The organism is Methylobacterium sp. 391_Methyba4 (genome assembly GCF_029691625.1).
Classification (GTDB): domain Bacteria; phylum Pseudomonadota; class Alphaproteobacteria; order Rhizobiales; family Beijerinckiaceae; genus Methylobacterium; species Methylobacterium fujisawaense.
The window spans coordinates 5068057-5091052 of record NZ_CP121475.1 but is presented as its reverse complement, the minus strand read 5'-3'; the positions used below and the strand labels follow the sequence as shown (position 1 = coordinate 5091052).

Genomic DNA, 22996 nt, shown 5'->3' with positions numbered 1-22996 from the left:
GTGGGGCGGCAGGGTAAACGGATGATTACCGCGCGCTCACGTGAGCGGTACGACGAGGGCCTTCAGGGCGCCGACAAGATCGCCTTCGGTCAGGCGGATCTGCAAGCCCCGACCGCCCCCGTTCACGTGGATCTCGGCCGCCGGGTCGGTCAGCGATCCGGCATCGATCGCCGTCGGGACAGGCCGCTTCTGCCCCAGGGGACTGATGCCGCCGACATGGTAGCCGGTCAGCCGCTCGGCATCGGCGGGCTTGAGCATGGCCGCCGCCTTGCCCGAGAAGGCGGCGGCGACCCGCTTCATCGACACCTCCTTGTCGGAGGCCACGAGCAGGCAGATCGTCCGTCCGTCCACGGCCGCCATCAGGGTCTTCAGGATCCGTCCGGGCGCGACCCCGAGCGCCTCCGCAGCCTGCAGGCCGATGCGCGGGGCGTCCGGATCGTACGCATAGACGTGGAGGCTGTGGCGGATCCCGGCCTTGTCCAGGGCGAGCGTCGCGCGGGTGGTCTTGGCGGGGGTCTTCATGGGTCGTCCGGTCAGGCTGCCTGTGCTCGCGCGGCGATGAGCCGGCCGATTTCCGCGTAGGCCGCCGCGTAGGTCTCCGGGGACGCCGTCGAGCCGGTGACGTAGACCGCCACGACCACCGGTGCACGCCCCGGCGGCCGCAGGATCGCGATGTCGTTGACCGAGCCGTTGTCGCCGCTGCCTGTCTTGTCGCCCACGATCCAGTCGGGCGGCAGCCCAGCCCGCAGGCGCTTGCGCCCGGTCTCGCAGGCGATCATCCAGGCTTCCAGCCGGCCGCGCGACGCCGGCGACAGGACGGTGCCCAGGAGGATCCGGCCCAGGCTCGCCCGCATGGCGTCCGGCGTGGTCGTGTCGCGCGGGTCACCGGGGAGCGCCGTGTTGAGGGTGGGCTCCGTCCGGTCGAGGCGGGTGATGGGGTCACCGGTGCCGCGCAGCCATGCGGTCAGCGCCTCGGGGCCGCCGAGGCTCGCCAGGAGCAGATTGGCGGCGCTGTTGTCGCTCCACACGATCGCGGCCGCGCAGAGATCCGAGACGGTCATCTCCCCTGTCCCGGCACCGGTCTCCAGGGCCTTCCGGGTCACCGGCGCGTAGCTCAGCAGGTCGCCGGAACCGTAGGCGACGATCCGGTCGAGGGTCTCGCGGCCGGTATCGACCCGCGCCAGCACCGCCGCCACCGCCAGCACCTTGAAGGTGCTGCACATCGGAAAGCGCGCGTCCGCGCGATAGGCGGCGAGGACGCGGTCCGCCGTGGCGGCCGCGATGCCGAGGCGACCGTCGAGCCGACGCTCGAGGGCGCCCCAGTCCGGCTCAGCCTCGGCGGCCCGCAGGGGCAGGGTGAAGGGCGCGGCGAGCAGGCCGAGGCTGACGGTGCGGCGGGTCGTGACGAGCATGGCGCATCCGGGTTCGAGGGCGCGACACCGCAACCCGGCGCGGCACCGCGACGCCGGAATGGTATAGGGCACCTGCGCCTGTTTCACGTGAAACTCTGCCCCTCCGCACGACCCTGCCGGATCATGACCCAAGCCGAGACCCTCTTCGCACCGGCCAGCGGCTTCGGCCGCGCAGCCGTCGCGGTGATCCGCATCAGCGGTCCGGCCGCGCGCGACGTGCTCGTCGCCCTTTGCGGGAGCCTGCCGCCACCCCGCCGGCTGTCCCTGCGAAGCCTGCGCGATCCGGCCGACGGCACCGAACTCGATCGGGCTCTGGTGGCCTGGTTTCCGGGGCCGGACACGTATAGCGGCGAGGACATGGCCGAGCTGCACCTCCATGGCGGTGCGGCGGTGCGGATGGGCGTTCTCGCCACGCTTGCCCGGTTTCCCGGGTGCCGCGCGGCCGAGCCCGGCGCCTTCACCCGTCGGGCGGTCCTCAACGGCCGGATGGATCTCGCCGCGGCCGAAGCCGTCGCCGATCTGATCGATGCCGAGACCGAGGGCCAGCGCCGGCAGGCCCTCCGTCAGCTCGACGGCGCCCTCAGCCGGCAAGTGGCCGCGTGGCGGGCGGAAGCGGTCGATTGCCTCGCCGCCGCGGAGGCGGCGCTGGATTTCGCCGACGAGGGCGACGTGGACGATGCCGGGCTCGACGCCGCCTTGTTCGGCCGCGCCGCGCGGCTTCGCGCTGCGATCGCCGGGACCCTGCGCGACGGGCAGAGGGGCGAGCGCCTCCGCGAGGGCTTCACGGTGGTGCTGGCCGGGGCACCCAACAGCGGCAAGTCGACCCTGCTCAATGCCCTCAGCCGAAGGGACGTGGCGATCGTCTCGGACCGTCCGGGAACGACCCGCGACGCCATCGAGGTGCGGCTCGATCTCGGCGGCCTGCCCGTCCTGCTGGTCGACACGGCCGGGCTCCGGGAGACCGCGGAGCCGATCGAGGCGGAGGGGATCGTGCGGACGCGGGCGCGGATCGATAGCGCCGATCTGGTGATCGCCTTGGTGCCCCCCGACGGGGCGGTTCCGGAGCTCGGGCCGACCCGCACGCCGATCCTGACGGTCCGCACGAAGGCCGATCTATTTGCCGGCTCAGAAACGGAACGGGAGTCGGACGGTCCGGCCGTTTCGGCCCGCACCGGCGCCGGCATGGCGCGGTTGCTGGATGCCATCCAGGCTGCGGCCGAATGCGGTCTCGGCACCGGCGATGCGCTGATCACCCGGGCCCGGCACAGGGCGGCGCTCGAAGCCTGCGTGGGCCATCTCGACCGCCTGCTCGAAGGCACGGGCGGATTGCCGGAGCTCGCCGCGGAGGATCTGCGTCTCGCTGTCCGGGCGCTGGGCGAGGTCGCAGGCCATGTCGGCGTCGAGGATGTGCTCGATCGGTTGTTCAGCGGCTTCTGCATCGGAAAGTAGTTCTATAGCCGGCAACTCAAAGCGGCATTCGGCGCGGCTTTCCCGGTTTCATCGCCGGTCGTGCCGCGCTGGGACCGGGATGATCGGCGGATGCGGCGCGCCTACTGGGGGATCCGCAGGATCCGGGGCCGCCAGATCCCGAGCGCGACATTCGCGGTCGCGACCGCCAGCAGCACCCAGAGGGTCCCGCGTTCGCCGGGGAGCGACACGGCCAGCACGGCGGGATCGACGAGGCCGGCCAGCGCCCGGGCGCTCTGCTCCGCCTCCTGCTTCATCGGTCCCTGCACGTAGACCAGGCCGCCCTCGAACATCAGGACCCCGGTGGCGAGCTTGAGCCATGCCCAGCCGGCCTTCAGAAAGGCGCGGTTCAGGGCCATCGCCAGCAGGCCGGACATCAGCGTCACCGCCAGGGCGGGCAGGAAGATCCAGGTGGCCACGGCCCCCATCGCGCCCCGCATCGCCGCGTATCCCGCCAAGGCGGATGGCGCGGGCGCGAGGCTCAGCATGACCACCAGGGACGCCATCGCCCCCAGCAGCCCGGCGGATCCCATCGTGTGGAGGAACTTCAGCAGGCGTCGCACGGCATCTCACCCGGGGCCGTTTCGGCGCAGCCTAGCGTGGGGCCTCCCGGGGGGATAGCGGCGCGCCGGTCGCACCATACCGGGACGGGATCCGTCCGCGCCCGTCAGCTCCGCAGGCCCGGCGCCTCCTGGCCGGTGCGGGCCACGTATTCGGTGTAGCCGCCGCCATACTGGTGGATGCCCTCCGGGGTCACCTCCAGCACCCGGTTCGAGAGTGCGGCCAGGAAGTGCCGGTCGTGGGAGACGAACAGCATCGTCCCCTCGTAGTTGGCCAGCGCCTCGATCAGCATCTCCTTGGTGCCCATGTCGAGGTGGTTGGTCGGCTCGTCGAGCACCAGGAAGTTCGGCGGATCGTAGAGCATCAGCGCCATGACCAGCCGGGCCTTCTCGCCCCCCGAGAGAACCCGGCAGCGCTTCTCGACATCGTCCCCCGAGAAGCCGAAGCAGCCGGCCAGCGCCCGCAGCGAGCCCTGTCCGGCCTGCGGGAAGGCCTCCTCCAGGGTCTGGAACACGGTGCGGTCGCCGTCGAGCAGGTCCATGGCGTGCTGGGCGAAGTAGCCGAGCTTGACGCTGCCGCCCACCGTGACCGAGCCGTCGTCGGGCGCGGTGGTGCCGGTCACGAGCTTCAGGAGCGTCGACTTGCCGGCGCCGTTGATGCCCATCACGCACCAGCGCTCGCGGCGGCGCACCGAGAAGTCGAGGCCCTCGTAGATCGTGCGGCTGCCGTAGCGCTTGTGCACGCCTTTGAGCATCACGACGTCGTCGCCCGAGCGCGGCGCCGGCTGGAATTCGAAGGCCACCGATTGCCGCCGCCGGGGCGGCTCCACGCGCTCGATCTTGTCGAGCTTCTTCACCCGGCTCTGCACCTGGGCGGCGTGGGAGGCCCGGGCCTTGAACCGCTCGATGAAGGCGATCTCCTTGGCCAGCATGGCCTGCTGGCGCTCGAACTGCGCCTGCTGCTGCGCCTCGTTCAGCTTCCGCTGGCCTTCGTAGAAGGCGAAGTCGCCCGAGAAGGTGGTGAGCGCGCCGCCGTCGATCTCGATGACCTTGGTGACGATGCGGTTCATGAACTCGCGGTCGTGCGAGGTCATCAACAGGGCGCCGTCATAGGCCTTCAGGAAGGATTCGAGCCAGATCAGGCTCTCGATGTCGAGGTGGTTGGACGGCTCGTCGAGCAGCATCACGTCCGGGCGCATCAGCAGGATGCGGGCCAGCGCGACGCGCATCTTCCAGCCGCCCGAGAGGGCGCCGACATCCCCGTCCATCATCTCCTGGCTGAAGCTGAGGCCGTCGAGCACCTCCCGCGCGCGGCCCTCCAGGGCGTAGCCGTCGAGCTCCTCGAACCGGGCCTGGACCTCGCCGTAGCGCTCGATCAGGGCGTCCATCTCGTCGGCCCGGTCCGGGTCGGCGAGGGCCGCGCCGAGCTCGGCGAGCTCGGCCGCCACCGCGCTCACCGGGCCGGCGCCGTCCATCACCTCGGTGACGACGCTGCGGCCGGACATCTCGCCGACATCCTGGCTGAAATAGCCGATCGTGATGCCGCGGTCGGCGGCGACCTGCCCCTCGTCGGGCTGCTCCTGGCCGATGATCATCCGGAACAGGGTGGTCTTGCCGGCCCCGTTCGGGCCGACCAGCCCGACCTTCTCGCCCCGCTGCAGGGCGGCCGAGGCCTCGATGAAGACGAGCTGCCGCCCGTTCTGCTTGGTGATCTTGTCCAGGCGAATCATGAAGTGCGGGCGCGGTGTCCGGGAATGGGGCTCCGGGGCGCTTACGGCATCGATCGAGACGGCGCAAAGACGGGCGCGGCCGCGGGGCCCTGCATGGCGCGCAACCGTGACCGTCATCCGGTCGCCGTACGGCTTTTCTGCCCGATTCCGCGAGCTAAGTCGTTTCCCTGCCGCTCCAGCCGCCGCTCCGGCGTATGGTGCCGGGCTTGGCCGTGGCGGACGCCTTTGAGGACGATGATGTTTTGCGGTTGGTGGACGACGAGCCTCGACATGGCCATGCTCGGCCTGGAGGCTCAGGGCGTGATCGCCCAGCGGATGGCGATGTTCGCCCTCGGGGGGCCGGCCGCGCAGGTCGAGGCGCAGCTCATGGTGACCGAGAAGATGCTGGCCGCCGGCGAGGCGGCTCTGATGCTCGCCGCGGGGGCCTCGAACGGCAAGGTGATCCGCAGCTACCGGCGGAAGGTCCAGGCCAATGCCCGGCGCCTGAGCCGGGGGTGAGGCGGAGTGCGCGTCTCCCTCCCCCGCGAAGAGGGGAGGGAGGGCGTATGTCAGGTCCGGACGAGGCTCTCCGCCCCGCCGCACACCTCAGTTGTTCGCCGTCCGGAACGTGTCGCAGGCCTTGGTCTGGCCGCTCTTGTAGCCGGCCTTGAACCAGCGCTGGCGCTGGGCCGAGGAGCCGTGGGTGAAGGAATCCGGCACCACGTAGCCCTTCGAGCGCTGCTGCAGGGCGTCGTCGCCGATCTGGGCGGCGGCGTTCAGGGCCTCGTCGATGTCGCCCTGCTCCAGCTCGGCGTACTTGTCGTTGGAGTTCTTGGCCCAGACGCCGGCGAGGCAGTCGGCCATCAGCTCGATCCGCACCGAGAGGGCGTTCGCCTCGGTCTTGCTGGACGCCTGCTGCTGGCGCGCCTGGACCTTGCCGAGGATGCCGAGCACGTCCTGGACGTGGTGGCCGACCTCGTGGGCGATGACGTAGGCGTAGGCGAAATCGCCCTTCACGCCGAACTTCGAGGCCATCTCCTTGAAGAAGCCCGTGTCGAGATAGACCTTCTTGTCGAGGGGGCAGTAGAACGGGCCCATCGCCGCCTGGGCCGAGCCGCAGCCCGAGCGGGTGCCGCCGGTATACAGCACCAGGGTCGTCGGCGTGTACTGCTTGCCGGTCTGCTGCGGCAGGATCTGGCTCCAGACGTCCTCGGTGTTGCCGAGGATTTTCGAGGCGAACCGGCCGCTCTCGTCCGTCGGCGCCTGCCGCCGCTTGGCCTGGGTCTGCGGATCGACCTGCTGCTCCTGCTGGCCGCGCCCGCCGCCGATCCGCTCGGCGCCGCCGATCAGGATCGCCGGGTTGATGCCGGTGAAATAGCTGATGATCAGCAGCACCACGATGGTGCCGATGCCGAGCCCGCCGGCGCCGCCGCCGGGAAAGCCCATGCCGCCGCCGCCACCGCCCTCGCCCCGGCGATCCTCGACGTTGTCGGAGCTGCGTAGATCTTCCCAGCGCATGGTTGGGTCCCGCCATCAATGCTGCGCCGGCCGCCTCGGGCAGCCCACGGTTTGCTATGCGTCGCTATGTCCGGCCGACGGTGGACCAGCGGCGGGAACGAAGCTCTAATGGCGGGAGGGGAGACCCGGTTCCGCCCACGTGGTCAAGCTTTCCCGTCGAGAAGGGCGCGCAGGGATCGGAAATCCCGCCATGCGAGACGCTTCTGCACCGGCTGGCGCAGCAGGAAGGCCGGGTGGAGGGTGGCGAGCAGCTTCACCTCGCGGTTGGGCAGCTTGTAGGGGAACAGTCGGCCGCGGGTCCGCAGGATGCCATCCTTCGTGCCGGTCAGCGTCTGGGTCGCGGGCGCGCCGAGGCAGACGATGAGGTCCGGATCGACCAGCTCGATTTGGCGCTCCACGAAGGGCCGGCACACCGCCACCTCCTGGGGCGTCGGGTTGCGGTTGCCCGGCGGGCGCCAGGGCACGATGTTGGCGACGTAGGCGCTGGTCCGGTCGAGCCCGATCGCCTTCATCATCTTGTCGAGGAGCTGGCCCGAGCGGCCCATGAACGGCTTGCCGATCCGGTCCTCGTCGGCGCCGGGCGCCTCGCCGAGAAACATCACCCGCGCCTCGGGATTGCCGTCGGCGAAGACGAGGTTCTTGGCGGTGAAGCGCAGCGGGCAGGCGTCGAAATCGGCGAGGATCCGCTCCAGCTCGTCCAGTGTCTTCGCCTGCCGCGCCCGGGCGCGGGCGTCGCTCGCGGCTTCGTCGGGCTGGGCGCTGGCGGCGCGGCCGAAGGTCCGCGACGGCGCGGCGGGCGGCGGCGAACCGGGGGGCGGCACGAGGCTGCCGGCGGTCGGGCCGGCGGTCTGGCCGACGGGCGGGTCGGGGGCCCGGCGCGGTGCGCGCAGGGTCGGCGCCGGCGCATCCGCCTCGCTGAACCGGTCGTGCGGCCGCTCGTCCAGAACCGCGTCGGCACCGGCCTCCACGTGGAAGTCGAGATAGGCGATCAGATCGGCTTGCGCGTCGTTGGGGCTCGGCATGGAGAGGAGCATGTGGGAACGCCGCGGCCTGTGGACAACTCTCGAAACCCGCCGCCCGGGCAAGGTCTTGCGTGACGGAACAGCGCGATCCCGCGGGCCCCGCCCCACCCGCCGTCTGACCGGCATGCCGGGTTGCGGACGGGGTGGGATCGTCCGGCACCCGTCACATGTACCGCCCCGTGCGGCAAAGGGAACTTTGCCTTAAGCCGGATCTTCGGCAACTTGCCTTTCTAGCTTGGAATCGCTTGAGACGGCAGCAGGGATGCCGGCCCACCGCGGATCGGGGGCTGGAAGAAGACTGGAAAAAGAAAAGGAGAGGCGAGGATGGCGCTGCCCGAACGCGAGAGCATGGATTTCGACGTGGTCGTGGTGGGCGCCGGCCCGGCCGGCCTCGCCACCGCGATCCGCCTGAAGCAGCGCGCCGCCGAGATCGGCGAGGAGATCAGCGTCGTCGTCGTCGAGAAGGGCTCCGAGGTCGGCGCCCATATTCTCTCGGGCGCGGTGATCGACCCGATCGGCCTCGACCGGCTCCTGCCCGAATGGCGCCAGGACCCGGAGCGGCCGCTCAAGACGGAAGTCCAGCGCGACGAGTTCATGATGCTCACCAAGAACAGCGGCATCACCCTGCCGAACCTGTTCTTCCCCAAGCTCATGTCGAACCACGGCAATTTCGTCGGCTCGCTCTCGAACGTCTGCAAGTACCTGGGCGCGCAGGCCGAGGCGCTCGGCGTCGAGATCTATCCGGGCTTCCCGGCCTCCGAGGTGCTGTTCGACGACAAGGGCGCGGTGGCGGGCATCGCCACGGGCGATCTCGGGATCGGCAAGTCCGGCGCGCCGCGCGAGGACTACACCCGCGGCATGGAGCTGCGCGCCAAGTACACGGTGTTCGGCGAGGGCGCCCGGGGCAACCTGACCAAGGGTCTGATCCAGCGCTTCTCGCTCAACCGGCACAGCGACCACTTCAAGTACGGGCTCGGCGTGAAGGAGCTCTGGCAGCTCGCGCCGGGCAAGTTCGAGCCCGGGCTCGTGCGCCACACCATGGGCTGGCCGCTGCCCAACAAGGCCGGCGGCGGCTCCTGGCTCTACCATTTCGACGACAACCTGCTCTCGGTCGGCTTCGTCACGCACCTGAACTACGAGAACCCGACCCTGTCGCCGTTCGAGGAGTTCCAGCGCTTCAAGACCCATCCGCTGATCGCCGAGACCTTCGAGGGCGCCAAGCGCATCGGCTACGGCGCGCGCGCCATCATGGAGGGCGGCTGGCAATCGGTGCCGAAGCTGGTCTTCCCCGGCGGCTGCCTGGTCGGCTGCTCGGCGGGCTTCGTCAACGTGCCGCGGATCAAGGGCTCGCACAACGCGGTGCTCTCCGGGATGCAGGCGGCCGACGCCATCGCGGACGCCCTGAAGGCGGGCCGCGCCGGGGACGAGCTCACCGCCTACGAGGCCGGCTGGCGCGACAGCCCGATCGGGCAGGACCTGAAGGCGGTGCGCAACGTCAAGCCGCTCTGGTCCAAGTACGGCACGCTGGTGGGCGTCGGCCTCGGCGGGATCGACATGTGGGCGACGAGCATCTTCGGCGCCTCGCCGTTCGGCACGCTCAAGCACGGCAAGCCCGACCACGCCTGCCTCAAGCCGCTCTCCGAGGTGACGCCGATCGTCTACCCGAAGCCCGACGGCAAGCTGACCTTCGACCGGCTCTCCTCGGTCTACTTGTCGAACACCAACCACGAGGAGGACCAGCCGCCGCACCTCAAGGTCCGCGACCTGGAGCTGCAGAAGCGCTCCGAGCACGACGTCTATGGCGGGCCGTCCGGCCGCTACTGCCCGGCGGGCGTCTACGAGTGGGTGGCGGATTCCGCCGCGAGCGACGGGGTGCGCTACCAGATCAACGCGCAGAACTGCGTCCACTGCAAGACCTGCGACATCAAGGATCCGAACCAGAACATCGACTGGGTGACCCCGGAGGGGCCCGGCGGGCCGAACTACCCGAACATGTGAGGCGCCCGGACCGGGCCGGGAGGACGCGGCGTCATCCTTTCGCCTTGCGGGGCTGGCGGGATGGGTTCAGTGTCCCCAGCGTTTTTTCGGGGATGCCCCGCCATTCTCGCGCCCGGCCCCTGACGGGCCGGCGCCCAGGAGCCGCGATCGGTTCATGATGATCACACGCGCCCGCCGGAGCGTCTCGGCGCTCGCCCTTCTGCTCGCCGCCGGGCTGCCGCAGACCGTGCTGGCCGCGCAGCCGAGGGAATCGACCCCGGTGCTCGACTACGAGCCCGCGGATTCGCTGGAGGGCAACTTCCTCTCCGCCTACATCGCGGGCGCGTCCCGGGACACGGCGGCGGCGGCGACCTTCTACCGCGAGGCGGTCAAGGCCGATCCGCGCAACGCCGAGCTGGTCGAGCGCGCCTTCATCTCGCTGCTCGCCGACGGCGCCCTGCCGGACGCGTTCCGCACCGCCGAGAAGCTCATCGCCCGCGATCCCACCAACGGGCTCGCCAACCTCTCGCTGGGGGTGCGCCAGATCAAGGCGGGCCAATGGGCCGCCGCCCGCCAGAACTTCTCGCGCAGCGGCCGCGGGGCGGCCACCGACCTGACCGCGACGCTGCTCACCGCCTGGTCGTATGCCGGCGCGGGTGACGGCAAGAAGGCGCTGGAGACGGTCAACAAGCTCCGGGGCGAGCGCTACTACAACACCTTCCGCGACTACCATGCCGGCCTGATCGCCTCGGTGACCGGCGACAACGCCGAGGCCGAGCGGCGCCTCAAGGCCGCCTACGAGGCCGACCGCAACACCCTGCGCATCGTCGACGCCTATGCCCGGATGGAGGCGAGCCTCGGCCGCACCGATCTGGCGATCCAGGCCTATTCCGACTTCGACCAGCTCTCGCCCCGCCACCCGCTGGTGCGCGACGCCCTCGACAAGCTCAAGGAGGGCAAGCCGCTCACGCGGCTGATCGGCACCGCCCAGGAGGGCGCAGCCGAGGTGCTGTACGGGCTGGGCTCCGCGGGCTCGACGCAGGGCGACGAACTGCCCGCCGTGATCTACCTGCGGCTGGCGCTCTACCTCGCCCCCGACCACGCCCTCGCCCGGCTGACGCTGGCCGACACGCTGGACCGGATGAAGCAGCCCGAGCGGGCCAACGAGGCCTACGCGCAGATCCCGGCCGCCTCCCCGCTCAAGCTCAACGCCGACATCCAGATCGGCCTGAACCTGGAGCAGATGGGCAAGGGCGACGAGGCCCTCGCCCATCTCGACGCGGCGATGAAGGCCCACCCGGACGACATCGACGTCATCACGGCGCTGGGCAACGTGCAGCGCGCCCGCAAGAAGTACGAGGAGGCGGCCGCCACCTACACCCGGGCCATCGGCCTGATCGGCGACCGGCCGCAGGCCAATTACTGGACGACCTACTATTTCCGCGGCACCGCCTACGAGCGCGCCAAGCAGTGGCCGAAGGCCGAGGCCGACCTGAAGAAGGCCCTGTCCCTGGTGCCGGCCAACCAGCCGGCCGCCAAGGCGCAGGTGATGAACTATCTCGGCTATTCCTGGGTCGATCAGAACGTCAACATCGACGAGGCGTTCAAGCTGCTGCAGCAGGCCGCCGATGCGAGCCCCCGGGACGGGATGATCGTCGACAGCCTCGGCTGGGCCTATTACCGCCTCGGCCGTTGGGACGATGCGGTGCGCGAGCTGGAGAAGGCGGTCGAACTGAAGCCCGGCGATCCGACCATCAACGACCACCTGGGCGACGCCTACTGGCGTTCGGGCCGGCGCCTCGAGGGCAAGTTCCAGTGGCAGCACGCCAAGGATCTGAACCCCGAGCCGGACGACCTCACGCAGATCAACGCGAAGCTGAAGGACGGTCTGCCCGACATCGAGAAGCCGACCGCCACCGCCGAGACCGTGCCGGCCCCGGTCGCCGCCCCGCACAACGCCGAGAACCCGGAATTGCCGAAGGGCGCCCCCCAGCCGCACGAGGCGCCGGGCGCCGCCGACAGGGCCAAGAAGTCGGGGGGCTAGCGCCCCTCTCCCGATCCGGCGCGCTGGCGGTCCGCACCTCGTTCGTCACGGCGGTGCGGCGGCCGGCGCCGCCCGCAGCCGACGCTCGGGCGCGCCGTCCCGAAGATCCGCAAGGCGGCTTCGGGCCGCAAGGGCAAGATCTTCGGCCTCCGGGCATGAGCCTGCGCCCGTTCAGGCTCCCGGTGCCTGCGTAAGATCGCCGGTATTCTGCACCCGACATCCCGTCGCGCCGTCCTGCAAAGCGCAAAGACGAACGGGATTCTCTTGGGGACCGTAGCTCAAGAGGCCTAATTGCCTGACGATCCGGGCCCGCTAGGCTCGCGCCTCCGCAACCTGTCGGAGTGGATCGTGAAAGCGCTGAAGCCGGTCTGGATCCTGCTGGCCCTCGCCTGTGCGGCATCCGGAATCCCGGCCGATCCTGCGAGCGCGCAGGACAAGGTGTCCGGGCCGGCTGCGTCCATCCTGGAGGCCGTCCCCGTCTCGAACGCGCCGCTCGGCGGCTTTCCCTACTTCGCGCTCCCCGACGGCTACCAGCCGCTGAACCCGCCCGAGACCCGCGCTTTCGGGCATTTCCTGTTCTGGACCGGCACGGCGCTCCACGAGGTCGAGGGCAAGGTCTTCCTGTCCCTCATCGGCACCAAGGACGGCAAGACCTACGCATCCTATGAGCTGAAGAAGAATATCGAGGCCGTGCTGACACAGGCCGGCGGCCGGAAGATCGCCGACAGCAGGATCCCCGCCACCCTCACGGAGACGCTGCCCGAGGACATCCGGATCGGGATGTATGAGGGCCTGGGCAATGTCTACAACGAGCCGGTGCAGACCTGGGTAATCCGCCGGCCGGACCGGCAGATCTGGGTCCATTTCGTGCCCGGCAGCAACAACGCGGCCTGGACCATCCTGGAGACCAAGCCGTTTCTCCAGACCGCCGCCCTCCTGCCCGCCGAGCAGCTGAAGCAGGACCTCGACACGACGGGAAAGGCGGTGATCCAGGTCAACTTCGCCACCGACAGGACCGAGATCCTGCCGGCCTCCGCCCCGCAGATCGACGCGGTGGCGGGCCTGCTGCGGACGAATCCCGGCCTGCGGCTCGCGATCAACGGCCATACCGACGAGACCGGAGCCGCCGCGCACAACCAGGCCCTGTCCGACGGCCGTGCCAAGGCGGTCATGGCGAAGCTCGTCGCCGCCGGCGTCGCGAGGGATCGGCTGAAGGCCAGGGGCTTCGGGGCGTCCAGCCCGGTCGCCGCCAACGACAGCGCGGAGGGACGGGCGAAGAACCGGCGCGTCGAACTGGTCAGGTTCTGAGGGCCGAGGCGCCGATGGCAGGCATCGACCGGTCGTCTCGCTGGTCCGGACCCGCTCCGTGCGTCGGAGCTGGGGACGTCGGGGGCGACAAGAGTATTTTGTCCGCCATATCATAAAAATCGACGCGCATTTTCCCGGGCTTTGACGCACAGTGCGCAGCCGTTCGCGGGCGGCCAAGCCGCAGCCCGCACGGCAGGAGATTCGCACGGCAAGAGCCGGCGGGCGGGCATCGCGCCCGCGAGTCAGGGAGGAAGGCCCATGCCGTCAGATATCGAGATCGCCCGCGCCGCGACCCTGAAGCCGATCGCGCAGGTCGCCGAGAAGCTCGGCATCCCGGATGACGCGCTCCACAATTACGGCAAGCACATCGCCAAGATCGACCACGGCTACATCGCCGGGCTGGAGAGCCGGAAGCCCGGCAAGCTCGTGCTGGTCACGGCGATCTCCCCGACGCCCGCGGGCGAGGGCAAGACCACCACCACGGTGGGCCTGGGCGACGCCCTGAACCGCATCGGCGAGAAGACCATGATCTGCCTGCGCGAGCCGTCGCTCGGGCCGTGCTTCGGCATGAAGGGCGGCGCCGCCGGCGGCGGCAAGGCCCAGGTCGTGCCGATGGAGCAGATCAACCTGCACTTCACCGGCGACTTCCACGCCATCACGTCGGCCCACAGCCTCGCGGCCGCGCTGATCGACAACCACGTCTACTGGGCGAACGAGCTCAACATCGACGTGCGCCGCATCCACTGGCGCCGCGTCGTCGACATGAACGACCGGGCTTTGCGCCAGATCACCCAGTCGCTCGGCGGCGTCGCCAACGGCTTCCCCCGAGAGGACGGGTTCGACATCACGGTGGCCTCCGAGGTGATGGCGGTGTTCTGCCTCGCCAAGGACCTCGCCGACCTGGAGGAGCGCCTCGGCCGGATCGTCATCGCCGAGACCCGCGACCGCAAGCTCGTCACCCTCAAGGACGTGAAGGCCATCGGCGCCATGACGGTGCTGCTCAAGGACGCCCTGCAGCCCAACCTCGTGCAGACGCTCGAGGGCAACCCGGCGCTGATCCATGGCGGCCCCTTCGCCAACATCGCCCATGGCTGCAACTCGGTGATCGCTACAAGGGCCGGCCTGCGGCTCGCCGACTACACGGTGACGGAGGCCGGGTTCGGCGCCGATCTCGGCGCCGAGAAGTTCCTCGACATCAAGTGCCGGCAGGCGGGGCTGACCCCCTCGGCCGTGGTGGTGGTGGCAACCATCCGCGCCCTCAAGATGCATGGCGGCGTCGACAAGAAGAACCTCGGGGCCGAGAACATCGACGCCCTGGAGAAGGGCTTCGCCAACCTCGCCCGGCACGTGACCAACCTGCGCGGCTTCGGCCTGCCGGTGGTGGTCGGCGTCAACCACTTCTACGCCGACACCGATGCCGAGCACGCCAAGCTCAAGGAACTGTGCCGCGAGCGGCTCGACGTCGAGGCGATCACCTGCCGCCACTGGGCGGAGGGCGGGGCCGGGGCCGAGGAGCTGGCCCGCGCGGTGGTGAAGCTCTCCGAGGCCGAGCCGGCGCCGATCCGCCACGCCTACGAGACGGAGAGCCGCCTCTCCGACAAGATCCGGGCGATCGCCACCAAGCTGTACGGGGCCGCCGACATCCAGATCGAGACGAAGGCTCAGGCCAAGCTCGCCACCTTCGAGAAGGACGGCTACGGCCACCTGCCGATCTGCATGGCCAAGACCCAGTACTCGTTCTCCACCGACCCGACCCTGATGGGCGCCCCCGAGGGCCACATCGTGGGCGTGCGCGACGTCCGGCTCTCGGCCGGCGCCGGCTTCGTGGTGGCGATCTGCGGGGAGATCATGACCATGCCGGGCCTGCCCCGGGTGCCCGCCGCCGACACGATCCGGCTGGACGCCAACGGGCAGATCGACGGGCTGTTCTGAGGATCACGCGCGGGGCGGGTCAGGGCTCGCCCTCTACACCGCTCCGAACAGGTCCACCGCCAGCCGGGAATGCGCCTCGCGCAGCATCCCGGTATCGACCCCGAGCGGCTGGCCGTCGATCACCCGCCAGCGGCCCGCCACCATCACCCGGTCGGCCCGGGTGGCGCCGCACAGGACCAGAGCCGCCAGCGGGTCGTGGGCGCCGGAGAAGCGCAGCTCGTCCAGGGTGAACAGGGCGAGGTCCGCCTCCCGGCCCGGCTCGATCCGGCCGATATCGGTGCGGCCGAGGCAGGCGGCCGAGCCTTCGGTGGCCCAGCGCAGGGCGTCGAGATGCGTCACGGCCTCCGCCCCGTAGGTGAGCCGGTTGATCATCAGGGCGTGGCGCACGCCTTCCATCAGGTTCGAGCTGTCGTTCGAGGCCGAGCCGTCGACACCGAGGCCCACCGGCGAGCCCGCCGCCTCCAGCTCGCAGGTGCGGCAGCGGCCCGAGGCCAGGGTCATGTTCGAGGTCGGGCAGTGGCAGACGCCGACCCCGGCCTTGCCGAGCCGGGCGACCTCGGCATCGGTGAAGTGGATGCCGTGGGCGAGCCAGACCCGATCGTTCAGCCAGCCGACCTCCTCGAGGTACTCCACCGGCCGGCAACCGAACATCTGCTGGCAATAGGCGTCCTCGTCCAGCGTCTCGCCGAGATGGGTGTGCAGCCGGCTCCCGTGCCGGGCGGCGAGCGCCGCGCTCTCGCGCATCAGGCGCCGGGTCACCGCGAAGGGCGAGCAGGGGGCGAGCGCGACCTGCACCATCGCGCCGGGGGCGGGGTCGTGGAACAGGTTCAGCACCCGCTCGCAATCCGAAAGAATCGTGTCGTCGTCCTGGGTCAGGCTCTCGGGCGGCAGCCCGCCCTCCCGGTCGGACAGGCTCATGGAGCCGCGGGTGATCGCGGCCCGGATCCCGAGGGCCCGGGCCTCCGCGACCTGGACGTCCATCGAATCCTCCAGCCCCTTCGGGAACAGGTAGTGATGGTCGCCCGCCGTGGTGCAGCCCGAGAGCAGCAGCTCGGTGAAGGCCACCTGCGTGGCGAGCCGGAACGCCTCCGGGGTGATCCGCCCCCAGACCGTGTAGAGCGCCTTCAGCCAGGGAAAGAGCGGCTTGTTGATCGCCAGCGGATGGGCGCGGGTCAGCGTCTGGAAGGCGTGGTGATGGGTGTTGATCAGCCCCGGGATGACCACGTGGCGCGAGGCGTCGAAGGTCTCGTCCACGGGCGCGGCGGGTTTCGCGCCCGCCGCCACGCATTCGACGATCCGGGTGCCCGCCACGACGATCCCGCCCCCGGCGCCCTCGGCCAGGATGGCGCGCGGATCGCGGATCCAGAGGCGTCCCGGTCCCGGTTCAGCTGCCTCGGCCATGTCCGTCCGCTCCCGTCGATCGAGGATCCTGCGTAGCGGAGGGGCCGGACCGGCGGCAATCCCGCTTGAGGATCGCCGCCGGCTGGCGCCCCGGCCGGCCCGGTCAGGGTTGACGGGCCCGGGCCGCCTTGAGAAACGTCATGGGGACTGACCTATCACCCGTTGGGAGCGGCCGCGCCGTGACACGGACAGCCCCGCGCGAGGCGATCTTCGCGGCGAAACCCGTCCCGGGCGCCGCGCCGGCCGCCCTCGGCAGCGACGACCTGATCGAGCTTCTGTTCTTCGCCTACCGGGATTTCGTGGGCGATCCCGACCGGATCCTGGCCGCCTACGGCTTCGGCCGGGCCCACCACCGGGTGCTGCACTTCGTCGACCGCTATCCCGGCCTGACCATCGCCGAACTCCTCGACATTCTGCGCATCACCAAGCAGAGCCTGAACCGGGTGCTCAAGGACCTGATCGGGCAGGGCTACGTCGCGCAGAAGCCCGGTTCCAGCGACCGGCGCCAGCGCCTCCTCTACTGCACCGAGGCCGGCGCCCGTCTCGCGGCCGACCTCACGCGGGTCCAGGCCCGCCGCCTCGCCCGGGCGCTCGCGGCGCCGGATGCCCGGGGCTCCCCGGAGGATTTCCTGATGGCGATGATCGAGCCGGAGGACCGCCCGGCGGTCCAGCGCCTGATGGCGCGGCGCGGGGGCGGGAGCGACGGGCGCGTCGCCGGGGAGGAGTGCGCGTGAGCAATGCCGCCCGGGCCGACCTGCCCGACGAGGCGCCCCACGTCCTCGTGGTCGACGACGACCGCCGGCTGCGCGAATTGCTCGCCCGTTACCTCACCGACCAGGGCTTCCGGGTCACCGCCGCGGCGAGCGCCGCGGAGGCCCGGGCCCGGGCCCAGAGCGTCGTGTTCGACGCCATGGTCCTCGACGTGATGATGCCCGGCGAGAACGGCTTCGACTACGCCCGCAGCGTGCGCGAGACGTCGCGTGTGCCGATCCTGATGCTCACCGCCCGCTCCAACCCGAACGACCGGGTGATGGGGCTGGAGATCGGCGCGGACGATTACCTGCCCAAGCCCTTCGAGCCGCGGGAGCTGACGCTGCGGCTCAACAACATCATCAAGCGCAGCGTGCGGCCCCGCGCGGCGGCCGCCGAGGCGGTGACCTTCGGGCCGTTCGCGTTCCGGGTCGACCGGGGCGAGCTGCGCCGGGACGACGAGCTGATCCGCATCACCGAGCGCGAGCGCGAGATCCTGACGATCCTGGCGATGGCGGGCGGCGCCAATGTCGAGCGCGAGCAGCTCGCCGGCCCGGGCGGGGCCGCGGCGGAGCGCACCGTCGACGTGCAGATCAACCGCCTGCGCCGCAAGACCGAGGTCGACCCCGCCAATCCGGTCTTCCTGCAGACCGTGCGGGGCGTCGGCTACCGGCTCGCGGTGGATTGAGCCGGAACCGGGCGGCTCAGACCACCCGCGGCTCGTCGCGCTTCAGCTTGAGGGCCTTGGCGATCCGGGTGGACAGGCTGCCCACGACGGCGAGGGTGGCCGACGGGTCGACCAGAGGGCGGACGGCCTCCAGCGCCTCCGCGGCGCTGGGCTTCATCACCGCGTAGACCGTGGCGCCGGATGCCGGGCTGGAGCCCTGCACGGTGACGGAGACGAGGAAGGTCGTGTGGCGTCGCCGCAGGCGTCCAGGCATGGCTCAGCATTTGGCATGTCGGCTAACCATCACCAATGCCAGAGTCCCGGAGCCGGCCCGGGAAACGACACGATCCTGGCACGATAACCCGTGCCGGGTCTTTCAGATCAGGGCAAGGTCGATGCCGGGAAGCCGCAGCCCGTCGAGCCGCGTGCTCCAGTGCTGGCCGGAGGCGACCGGAAGCGCGTCTGTCAGCGTGCCGGTTGTGACGACCGTGCCGGCTGCGAGCGGCGGGGCGACCGGATCGTTAGCCAGCGCATCGACCAAGTGCGCGAGGGCGGCGAGCGGTCCCGTCCCGAGGACGCTGCGGCCGCCGCCCCGGTCGGCGACGGCGCCGTCCCGCAGCAGGTCGACGGTGAAGCCCGCGAGGTCGCCGATCCAGCCGCGCCGCGCGGCCGCCGGAACCGGCACCCGCTCGCCCACCACCAGCAACCCGTGCAGCCCGAAGGCCGCCACGGTGTCGGGCGCCGCGAAGCGCCAGCCCGGATAGAGCGACTGCACGATCTCGAAGCCGCTCGCGGCCCAGTCGAGGCAGGCGATCAGCGCCTCGGCATCCATGCCGGGTTCCGGCGCGCGTGCCAGACCGAACACGATCTCCGGCTCGATCCGGGGCTCGACGAAGGCCGCGAGGGGCACCGGTCCGCCCAGGGCGGCCCGGTCGCGCAGGGTCGTGTCGTAGACATGCCCCCAGATCGGCGCCCGGACGCCGTACCGCTCCCACAGGGTCGTGTTGGTGAAGCCGATCTTGTAGCCGACATTCCGCTCGCCGCGCCCGGCCCGCAGGCTCCGGATCGCCTCGGCGACCCGGTAGGCCGCCGGCAGGTCGAAGGTCGGATCCCAGCCGGTCAGCGGTGCGATGGGGCGGCGATGCTCGTGCGCGGCCAGGATGGTGCGCGCGTGGGCCGCGGCGGATATCGGCTCGGTCATCGGCAACAGGGTCCAGGCCGACGCGACGTCATCCGCGCCGGGCCGCCTCGATCGCGGCGACGTCGATCTTCCCCATGGTCATCATGGCCGTGAACGCGCGCCGGGCCTCCGCGCCGCCGGCCGCCAGCGCGGCGGTGAGCACGCGTGGCGTGATCTGCCACGCGATGCCCCAGCGATCCTTGCACCAGCCGCAGGCGCTCTCCTGCCCGCCATTGTCGACGATGGCGGTCCAGAGCCGGTCCGTCTCCGCCTGGTCGTCCGTCGCGATCTGGAACGAGAAGGCCTCGCTGTGCCGGAAGGCGGGACCGCCGTTCAGGCCGATGCACGGGATGCCGGCCACCGTGAACGCCACCGTCAGCACGTCCCCCGCCTTGCCCGACGGGTAATCGGCCGGTGCCCGATAAACCGCGCCCATGGCGCTGTCCGGAAAGGTCGCGACGTAGAATCGGGCGGCCGCCTCGGCCTCCGTGTCGTACCAGAGGCAGATCGTGGCCTTGGGAATTTCGCTCTCGCCGAGCGCGTTCCGGGCGTCCTGATCCTCGGCGACCACGCTGGCCATTGCGGTGCCTCCCTTGCCGTTCCCGTGCCATGCCGACGCGCGGGCCTCGCCGCCGGCCGACAGGGGCCGCGGCATGCCCCCATACAACCATGAGATGTCGACCCGGCAAAGACCGACACGCGGGACCGGCCGGTCGGGTTGGCCGCACGGATTTGCGTCGCCCCGCGATCGACCGCGCGGGGCCCGCGAGCGGCCCCGCCTGGGAGATCCGCTAGGACCACGCCGCCGACGGTGTCGATGCGAGCGGGCGTCGCGGCTCAGAGCTTGCTGACGAGCAAGCCCAGACCGAAGCCCGCGAGCCCGGCGACGAGCAAGGAAGCGTGGGGCCAGGCGACGGAGGTCTGGTGACCTTCCCACGCGTAGGCACGGCTCCGGTCATAGGCCTCCGCGGCGTGGTCCGAGATCTCGTCGGCCGCGTGCCGGACCGCGTCCTTAGCCTGACCGTAGAGGTTCTCGGCGGTGCCCTGCGCTTCGCGGAGCCGGCCCTCGACCGCATGGCGGTTCGAACCGGCGAGGTCGCCAACCGAGCCCTGAACCGTGCCGCCGAACGCGCGCGCGGCCCCCGTGATCCTGTCCGTGTCGATCATCGCGCTGCCCTTCACATCCTGTCTCGGGCTGGCATCGGCTGCGGTCTCGCAAGCCAGACGCCCACCCTCTCGCGACGGGTGCAACGGCGGCCTCCTCCAAGCGTTCCGGCGAGCGGTCCAGTCCAGCGGGTCCAGGCTTCCGCCACGGACCCTGGCCATTCCGGGATGGCGCGCTGTCCCCTCGGGGTCGCGCGGAAGGCGATATCGGTTGAGCCGCACGCGACGCCGGCGCGGACGCCTTCAATCGGGACCCTGTGCGGATCGGCGGTTTGGTCGGAGGCGCGGACGTCGCCGAGCCGGCGAAGGGCGTCTGAGGCCGTCCGGTCGCCCGCGGGCGCATCTGTGCCGGCGCCGACACGGGGTCGGCGAGACCGTCACGGGACTGGCCAGGACTGTCCGCTGGAACGCCCTCCGGGTCGGCTTAATGGGGGAGGCCCGGATCGACCCCGTGACGCTCAGCCCGGAGGGGGGCTGGCGTCCGGTCGTGGCCATGGACGGCGTCCCACGCCGCGGCATCGCCTTTTTCTCCGACGGCATGTCACATCCCGCGTCGTCCCCTCGTCTTGACGTCGAACGAGCGCCTCAGCGGCACCCCGCCGCGCCGCCCGGTTCACGCAGGAGACGCGCGTCATGAAGATGGTTGTGATCGGCGGGAGCGGGTTGATCGGCAGGCAGTTGACCGCCGAACTCGGCCGCAGGGGACACGAAGCCGTCGCCGCCTCCCCGCGGACGGGCGTCGACGCCCTGACGGGTGAGGGGCTCGCCGAGGTTCTCGTCGGCGCCGAGGTCGTGGTCGACGTCGCGAACGCACCGTCCTTCGAGGATGCGGCGGTGCTCGATTTCTTCGAGCGGTCGAGCCGCAACCTCCTGGCCGCCGCGCGTCGGGCCGGCGTGACGCACCATGTCGCCCTCTCGATCGTCGGCACGGATCGCCTGGACGGGAACGGATACTTCCGGGCGAAGGTTGCGCAGGAGCGGCTGATCGTGGCGTCCGGCCTGCCCTACACGATCGTTCGTGCAACCCAGTTCTTCGAGTTCGTCGCCACGATCACCGCGGCGTCGGTCGTGGGCGATCGCATCGTCGTCCCCGACGCCGATTTCCAGCCCATCGCCGCCGCCGACGTCGCGGCCGCGCTGGCGGAGGTCGCCGTCCACGAGCCCCGCAGCCGGACGATCGAGATCGCCGGACCGGACAGGCTGCCCTTCCGCGACTTCGTCGCCCGATGCGCCGCCGCCGCCGGCGACCGCCGGGCGGTGTCGGCCGACCGCGGCGCACGGTATTTCGGCGCCGCGCTGGAGAAGGGCTCGCTCGTTCCCGAGGACGCTGCCGCGGCGCGCCTCGGATCCACGCGCTTCGCGACCTGGCTCGCGACCGTCTGACGGCCTCCCTCACCACGCTGGACGAACCCCCATGGTCAAAGCACTCATCCTCTCCGCTTGCCTGGCCGGCTTCGCGCTCCCGGTCGGGGCGGCGGAGCTGCGGGCCGGCGAGGCCCGCGTCACGACGATCTTCGACCACCCCCTGCCGGGCATCCCCGGCAAGAGTCTGCGCGGCGTCCTCGTCGCATACGGGCCGGGCGGGTCCTCCCCCGCCCACAGGCATGCGCGCTCCGCCTTCATCACCGCGACGGTGATCGAGGGCGCGATCCGCAGCCGCATCAACGACGGGCCTGAGCAGATCTTCCGGGTCGGCGAGAGCTTCGTGGAGCAGCCGGGCGACCACCACGCCGTGAGCGCCAATGCCAGCGCCACGGAGCCGTCCCGCCTTCTCGCGGTGTTCGTCGTCGATACGGACGACCGCGACCTGACCGTGCCGGACCGGCGGTGACACTCCCTCCGGCCGCGTGCGAGGATCCCCGGGTCTCGCCATCGCTCCGCAGACAGATCCCATGCCGCCGACCGACACGCAGACCGACGCGGCGACCGCCACCTTCGAGGCCCATCGTCCGCGCCTCCTGCGCATCGCCTACCGCATGCTCGGCTCCCGCAGCGAGGCCGAGGACATGGTGCAGGACACGTGGCTGCGCTGGATCGCGGCGGATCGGGGCGCGGTCGCGGCCCCGTATCCGTTTCTGGCCCGCATCGTGACCCGGCTCTGCCTCGACCAGATGAAGTCGGCCCGCGCCCGCCGGGAGACCTATGTCGGCGCCTGGCTGCCGGAGCCCCTGGTCGAGACGGGGGAGGACGGCGTGGACGAGGACGATCTCACGCTGACGCTGATGATGGCGCTGGAACGCCTCTCGCCCCTCGAGCGCGCAGCCTTCCTGCTCCACGACGTGTTCGGCATCCCGCTCGGCGAGGTGGCGGACACGCTTGATCGGGAGGCGGCCGCCGTGCGTCAGCTCGCGGTGCGCGCCCGCCGGAACGTGCAGTCCGCACGGCCGCGCTTTCCCGTGGCGCGGGAGGAGGGCGAGCGGATCGCCCACGCCTTCTTCGCGGCCTCCGCCAGCGGGGACATCGCGACCCTGCGCACGCTGCTCGCGGAGGACGTGGTGCTCTGCTCGGACGGCGGCGGCAAGGTCCTGGCCTTTCCCAACCCCATCGTCGGGTCGGAGCGCCTGCTCCGTCTCTTCGCGGGCGTCCGGCGCAAATGGGGGCCCGAGCGGGCCGCGATGGTCGCGCCGGTCTGGATCGACGGATTGCCGGGATACATCAGCCGGGAACGCGGCGATCTCCTCCAGACGACCGCGCTCGCCATCGAGAACGGTCGGATCACCGCCCTCTACATCACCCGCAACCCCGACAAGCTCCGCCATGTGCTCCGTCAGGTCCTGCCCCCTGTGGCGGGCGCAGCCGGCACCGGGCCGCATGCGGAGCCGCAACCGCGCGAATCCGCGGAGCGGCGCCCGGGAGGGGCGGTTCCTTGACCGCATCGCCGAGAG

General features: G+C 71.1%; 22 protein-coding genes. 11 read left to right on the top strand and 11 right to left on the bottom strand.

Annotation, left to right across the window (positions count from 1 at the left end; translation table 11 throughout):
• Positions 1 to 36 precede the first annotated feature (36 nt).
• Both P9K36_RS24050 and bla read right to left on the bottom strand, forming a co-directional pair.
• Positions 37 to 522, bottom strand: coding sequence for a YbaK/EbsC family protein (locus tag P9K36_RS24050; RefSeq protein ID WP_043356908.1), 486 nt, complete (start codon positions 520 to 522; stop codon positions 37 to 39).
• An 11-nt stretch (positions 523 to 533) separates the two neighbouring features.
• On the bottom strand, positions 534 to 1412 hold the full coding sequence (gene bla, locus P9K36_RS24045; RefSeq protein ID WP_278306102.1) for a class A beta-lactamase: 879 nt from the start codon (positions 1410 to 1412) through the stop codon (positions 534 to 536).
• Positions 1413 to 1535: 123 nt separating this feature from the next.
• Between bla and mnmE the strand changes: the two genes are divergently transcribed.
• Positions 1536 to 2861 carry a tRNA uridine-5-carboxymethylaminomethyl(34) synthesis GTPase MnmE gene (gene mnmE / locus P9K36_RS24040; RefSeq protein ID WP_278306101.1) on the top strand — a complete coding sequence of 442 codons (1326 nt, stop codon included), beginning with the start codon at positions 1536 to 1538 and terminating at the stop codon, positions 2859 to 2861.
• Positions 2862 to 2962: 101 nt separating this feature from the next.
• On the opposite strand, the gene P9K36_RS24035 is transcribed toward mnmE, so the two are convergent.
• Complete coding sequence (locus P9K36_RS24035; protein ID WP_278306100.1) at positions 2963 to 3442, bottom strand: hypothetical protein; 480 nt, start codon at positions 3440 to 3442, stop codon at positions 2963 to 2965.
• A 104-nt stretch (positions 3443 to 3546) separates the two neighbouring features.
• Positions 3547 to 5169: an ABC-F family ATP-binding cassette domain-containing protein gene (locus tag P9K36_RS24030; RefSeq protein ID WP_075380955.1), complete on the bottom strand. Its 1623-nt coding sequence runs from the start codon at positions 5167 to 5169 to the stop codon at positions 3547 to 3549.
• A gap of 237 nt (positions 5170 to 5406) precedes the next feature.
• On the opposite strand from P9K36_RS24030, the gene P9K36_RS24025 reads away from it, so the two are divergent.
• Positions 5407 to 5667, top strand: a complete 261-nt coding sequence (locus P9K36_RS24025; RefSeq protein ID WP_043384142.1) for a hypothetical protein — start codon at positions 5407 to 5409, stop codon at positions 5665 to 5667.
• A gap of 87 nt (positions 5668 to 5754) precedes the next feature.
• On the opposite strand, the gene P9K36_RS24020 is transcribed toward P9K36_RS24025, so the two are convergent.
• Positions 5755 to 6666, bottom strand: a complete 912-nt coding sequence (locus P9K36_RS24020; RefSeq protein WP_043384038.1) for a neutral zinc metallopeptidase — start codon at positions 6664 to 6666, stop codon at positions 5755 to 5757.
• 143 nt (positions 6667 to 6809) lie between these two features.
• Positions 6810 to 7700, bottom strand: coding sequence for a uracil-DNA glycosylase (locus P9K36_RS24015; RefSeq protein ID WP_182592713.1), 891 nt, complete (start codon positions 7698 to 7700; stop codon positions 6810 to 6812).
• Positions 7701 to 8012: 312 nt separating this feature from the next.
• On the opposite strand from P9K36_RS24015, the gene P9K36_RS24010 reads away from it, so the two are divergent.
• From P9K36_RS24010 to P9K36_RS23995, 4 genes are all read left to right on the top strand, one after another.
• On the top strand, positions 8013 to 9686 hold the full coding sequence (locus tag P9K36_RS24010; RefSeq protein ID WP_043353371.1) for an electron transfer flavoprotein-ubiquinone oxidoreductase: 1674 nt from the start codon (positions 8013 to 8015) through the stop codon (positions 9684 to 9686).
• A gap of 154 nt (positions 9687 to 9840) precedes the next feature.
• The gene (locus P9K36_RS24005; protein WP_278306099.1) at positions 9841 to 11709 is read left to right on the top strand and encodes a tetratricopeptide repeat protein; all 1869 of its coding nucleotides are present in this window, start codon (positions 9841 to 9843) and stop codon (positions 11707 to 11709) included.
• 348 nt (positions 11710 to 12057) lie between these two features.
• On the top strand, positions 12058 to 13017 hold the full coding sequence (locus P9K36_RS24000; protein WP_278306098.1) for an OmpA family protein: 960 nt from the start codon (positions 12058 to 12060) through the stop codon (positions 13015 to 13017).
• Positions 13018 to 13275: 258 nt separating this feature from the next.
• A complete protein-coding gene (locus P9K36_RS23995) occupies positions 13276 to 14949 on the top strand; it encodes a formate--tetrahydrofolate ligase (RefSeq protein ID WP_278306097.1) in 1674 nt (557 codons plus the stop codon).
• Positions 14950 to 14982: 33 nt separating this feature from the next.
• Here P9K36_RS23995 and P9K36_RS23990 read toward each other — a convergent pair whose 3' ends face one another.
• Positions 14983 to 16350 (bottom strand): 8-oxoguanine deaminase, encoded by a 1368-nt coding sequence (locus tag P9K36_RS23990; RefSeq protein ID WP_043353330.1) that lies wholly within the window; start codon positions 16348 to 16350, stop codon positions 14983 to 14985.
• A 179-nt stretch (positions 16351 to 16529) separates the two neighbouring features.
• Here P9K36_RS23990 and P9K36_RS23985 point away from each other — a divergent pair, with 179 nt between their 5' ends.
• Both P9K36_RS23985 and P9K36_RS23980 read left to right on the top strand, forming a co-directional pair.
• On the top strand, positions 16530 to 17084 hold the full coding sequence (locus P9K36_RS23985; protein ID WP_043353328.1) for a MarR family transcriptional regulator: 555 nt from the start codon (positions 16530 to 16532) through the stop codon (positions 17082 to 17084).
• A complete protein-coding gene (locus P9K36_RS23980) occupies positions 17075 to 17788 on the top strand; it encodes a response regulator (RefSeq protein WP_107088733.1) in 714 nt (237 codons plus the stop codon). Before P9K36_RS23985 ends, P9K36_RS23980 begins: the two co-directional genes overlap by 10 nt.
• A 16-nt stretch (positions 17789 to 17804) precedes the next feature.
• Here the strand turns inward: P9K36_RS23980 and P9K36_RS23975 are convergent, their stop codons facing one another.
• The 4 genes from P9K36_RS23975 to P9K36_RS23960 form a co-directional block, all read right to left on the bottom strand.
• A complete protein-coding gene (locus P9K36_RS23975; protein ID WP_043353327.1) occupies positions 17805 to 18041 on the bottom strand; it encodes a hypothetical protein in 237 nt (78 codons plus the stop codon).
• Positions 18042 to 18143: 102 nt separating this feature from the next.
• Complete coding sequence (locus P9K36_RS23970) at positions 18144 to 18968, bottom strand: hydratase (protein ID WP_043384026.1); 825 nt, start codon at positions 18966 to 18968, stop codon at positions 18144 to 18146.
• A gap of 28 nt (positions 18969 to 18996) precedes the next feature.
• Positions 18997 to 19470, bottom strand: a complete 474-nt coding sequence (locus tag P9K36_RS23965; protein ID WP_043384134.1) for a VOC family protein — start codon at positions 19468 to 19470, stop codon at positions 18997 to 18999.
• A 314-nt stretch (positions 19471 to 19784) separates the two neighbouring features.
• Complete coding sequence (locus P9K36_RS23960; RefSeq protein WP_075382010.1) at positions 19785 to 20114, bottom strand: CsbD family protein; 330 nt, start codon at positions 20112 to 20114, stop codon at positions 19785 to 19787.
• Between the two features lie 630 nt (positions 20115 to 20744).
• On the opposite strand from P9K36_RS23960, the gene P9K36_RS23955 reads away from it, so the two are divergent.
• The 3 genes from P9K36_RS23955 to P9K36_RS23945 all read left to right on the top strand — a co-directional run bounded on the left by P9K36_RS23955 (position 20745) and on the right by P9K36_RS23945 (position 22981).
• Complete coding sequence (locus P9K36_RS23955) at positions 20745 to 21494, top strand: NAD(P)H-binding protein (protein ID WP_182592716.1); 750 nt, start codon at positions 20745 to 20747, stop codon at positions 21492 to 21494.
• Between the two features lie 31 nt (positions 21495 to 21525).
• A complete protein-coding gene (locus P9K36_RS23950) occupies positions 21526 to 21942 on the top strand; it encodes a cupin domain-containing protein (protein WP_043384020.1) in 417 nt (138 codons plus the stop codon).
• A gap of 61 nt (positions 21943 to 22003) precedes the next feature.
• On the top strand, positions 22004 to 22981 hold the full coding sequence (locus P9K36_RS23945) for a sigma-70 family RNA polymerase sigma factor (protein WP_274926649.1): 978 nt from the start codon (positions 22004 to 22006) through the stop codon (positions 22979 to 22981).
• The last annotated feature ends 15 nt before the right edge of the window (positions 22982 to 22996 follow it).

What these genes read in the sequence shown, in the direction of transcription:
- P9K36_RS24050 (WP_043356908.1), bottom strand. Translation starts at nt 522, where the DNA reads ATGAAGACCCCCGCCAAGACCACCCGCGCGACGCTCGCCCTGGACAAG.
- bla (WP_278306102.1), bottom strand. Translation starts at nt 1,412, where the DNA reads ATGCTCGTCACGACCCGCCGCACCGTCAGCCTCGGCCTGCTCGCCGCG.
- mnmE (WP_278306101.1), top strand. Translation starts at nt 1,536, where the DNA reads ATGACCCAAGCCGAGACCCTCTTCGCACCGGCCAGCGGCTTCGGCCGC.
- P9K36_RS24030 (WP_075380955.1), bottom strand. Translation starts at nt 5,169, where the DNA reads ATGATTCGCCTGGACAAGATCACCAAGCAGAACGGGCGGCAGCTCGTC.
- P9K36_RS24025 (WP_043384142.1), top strand. Translation starts at nt 5,407, where the DNA reads ATGTTTTGCGGTTGGTGGACGACGAGCCTCGACATGGCCATGCTCGGC.
- P9K36_RS24020 (WP_043384038.1), bottom strand. Translation starts at nt 6,666, where the DNA reads ATGCGCTGGGAAGATCTACGCAGCTCCGACAACGTCGAGGATCGCCGG.
- P9K36_RS24015 (WP_182592713.1), bottom strand. Translation starts at nt 7,700, where the DNA reads ATGCTCCTCTCCATGCCGAGCCCCAACGACGCGCAAGCCGATCTGATC.
- P9K36_RS24010 (WP_043353371.1), top strand. Translation starts at nt 8,013, where the DNA reads ATGGCGCTGCCCGAACGCGAGAGCATGGATTTCGACGTGGTCGTGGTG.
- P9K36_RS24005 (WP_278306099.1), top strand. Translation starts at nt 9,841, where the DNA reads ATGATGATCACACGCGCCCGCCGGAGCGTCTCGGCGCTCGCCCTTCTG.
- P9K36_RS23995 (WP_278306097.1), top strand. Translation starts at nt 13,276, where the DNA reads ATGCCGTCAGATATCGAGATCGCCCGCGCCGCGACCCTGAAGCCGATC.
- P9K36_RS23990 (WP_043353330.1), bottom strand. Translation starts at nt 16,350, where the DNA reads ATGGCCGAGGCAGCTGAACCGGGACCGGGACGCCTCTGGATCCGCGAT.
- P9K36_RS23975 (WP_043353327.1), bottom strand. Translation starts at nt 18,041, where the DNA reads ATGCCTGGACGCCTGCGGCGACGCCACACGACCTTCCTCGTCTCCGTC.
- P9K36_RS23970 (WP_043384026.1), bottom strand. Translation starts at nt 18,968, where the DNA reads ATGACCGAGCCGATATCCGCCGCGGCCCACGCGCGCACCATCCTGGCC.
- P9K36_RS23960 (WP_075382010.1), bottom strand. Translation starts at nt 20,114, where the DNA reads ATGATCGACACGGACAGGATCACGGGGGCCGCGCGCGCGTTCGGCGGC.
- P9K36_RS23955 (WP_182592716.1), top strand. Translation starts at nt 20,745, where the DNA reads ATGAAGATGGTTGTGATCGGCGGGAGCGGGTTGATCGGCAGGCAGTTG.
- P9K36_RS23950 (WP_043384020.1), top strand. Translation starts at nt 21,526, where the DNA reads ATGGTCAAAGCACTCATCCTCTCCGCTTGCCTGGCCGGCTTCGCGCTC.
- P9K36_RS23945 (WP_274926649.1), top strand. Translation starts at nt 22,004, where the DNA reads ATGCCGCCGACCGACACGCAGACCGACGCGGCGACCGCCACCTTCGAG.